Here is a 2,101-nt window from a genome sequence, read left to right as displayed (position 1 = left end):
TATAGTAAAGGTGCACGGGGTCTTTCCGTCTGACCGCAGGAACCCCGCATCTTCACGGGGAATTCAATTTCACTGAGTCTCTGCTGGAGACAGCGGGGAAGTCGTTACGCCATTCGTGCAGGTCGGAACTTACCCGACAAGGAATTTCGCTACCTTAGGACCGTTATAGTTACGGCCGCCGTTTACTGGGGCTTCGATTCAGAGCTTGCACCCCTCCTCTTAACCTTCCAGCACCGGGCAGGCGTCAGACCCTATACGTCGTCTTGCGACTTCGCAGAGCCCTGTGTTTTTGATAAACAGTCGCTACCCCCTGGTCTGTGCCACCCCCCTGAGGTTGCCCTCAGAAGGGTCACGCTTATCCCGAAGTTACGCGTGCAATTTGCCGAGTTCCTTCAGCAGAGTTCTCTCAAGCGCCTTGGTATTCTCTACCAGTCCACCTGTGTCGGTTTCGGGTACGGTCTATACGGAGGAGCTATTTCCCGGGACCGCTTGGCTGCCCTCCCAATCCGATAAGGGAGAACAACGGACGCGATCCGTCACTACCTCCAGGCCCACGAATATTAACGTGGTTCCCATCGACTACGCCTTTCGGCCTCGCCTTAGGGGCCGGCTAACCCTGCTCAGATTAACTTTAAGCAGGAACCCTTGGACTTTCGGCGAGGGGGTCTCTCACCCCCTTTATCGTTACTCATGTCAGCATTCGCACTTCCGATATCTCCAGAAGCCCTCACGGGTCTTCCTTCACAGACCTACGGAACGCTCCGCTACCGCGCATCTTGCGATGCACCCAAAGCTTCGGTGTATGGCTTTAGCCCCGTTACATTTTCGGCGCAAAGACCCTTATTTAGACCAGTGAGCTGTTACGCTTTCTTTAAATGATGGCTGCTTCTAAGCCAACATCCTGGTTGTTTTGGGATCCTCACATCCTTTCCCACTTAGCCATAACTTGGGGACCTTAGCTGTTGGTCAGGGTTGTTTCCCTCTCCACGACGGACGTTAGCACCCGCCGTGTGTCTGCCGACTAGTACTCCTGGGTATTCGGAGTTTGGTTAGGTTTGGTAATCCGGTGAAGACCCCTAGCCCATCCAGTGCTCTACCCCCCAGGGTATTCGGTCGACGCTCTACCTAAATAGATTTCGCGGAGAACCAGCTATTTCCGAGTTTGATTGGCCTTTCACCCCTAGCCACAAGTCATCCCGATCTATTGCAACAGATATGGGTTCGGCCCTCCAGTAGGTGTTACCCTACCTTCAGCCTGCTCATGGCTAGATCACTCGGTTTCGGGTCTAGTGCAACGAACTGAACGCCCTATTCAGACTCGCTTTCGCTACGCCTCCACCTACCGGCTTAAGCTTGCTCGTTACACTAAGTCGCTGACCCATTATACAAAAGGTACGATGTCACCCTTGCGGGCTCCATCTGTTTGTAGGCGACCGGTTTCAGGTACTCTTTCACTCCCCTTGTCGGGGTGCTTTTCACCTTTCCCTCACGGTACTAGTTCGCTATCGGTCATGCACGAGTACTTAGGCTTGGAGGGTGGTCCCCCCACGTTCAGACAGGATTTCACGTGTCCCGCCTTACTCGAGGACTTGTGTTCGCATTACGCATACGGGGCTATCACCCGCTTTGGCCCACCTTTCCAGATGGTTCTGCTTGTCTCACACAAGCCACTGGCCTGGTCCGCGTTCGCTCGCCACTACTAGCGGAGTCTCGGTTGATGTCCTTTCCTACGGGTACTTAGATGTTTCAGTTCCCCGCGTTCGCCTCTTATCCCTATGTATTCAGGATAAGATACCTTTACCGACACTTGGAAACCAAAACAGCCGACGATCTCTCGCCGACTGCTCAGATTTTCCAAGTATCGAAGGTGGGTTTCCCCATTCGGAAATCTACGGATCAAAGGGTATTCGCACCTCCCCGTAGCTTATCGCAGCGTATCACGTCCTTCATCGCCTGTGCATGCCAAGGCATCCACCAATCGCCCTTAAGACACTTGATCATTCTCATTGCCAATGCCCATCGGACTTGCGTCCAACAGTATTGGCAGAAAAGACCAGCTTCTCGAGATTTGTCCGGTGGCCTGCGGTTAGGCGAGCCAATC

Annotated in this window: 1 rRNA gene; it reads right to left on the bottom strand. The window is 53.6% G+C overall.

The features are described 5' to 3' along the window. Positions 1-1,999: ribosomal RNA gene (locus RIN79_RS15610) — 23S ribosomal RNA — on the bottom strand; the annotation flags it as partial. Positions 2,000-2,101: the final 102 nt, after the last annotated feature.

Source organism: Chelativorans sp. (assembly GCF_031180965.1).
Taxonomy (GTDB): Bacteria; Pseudomonadota; Alphaproteobacteria; order Rhizobiales; family Rhizobiaceae; genus Chelativorans.
The sequence above is the reverse complement of the archived record's forward strand: the minus strand, read 5'-3'. Positions and strand labels throughout refer to the sequence as shown.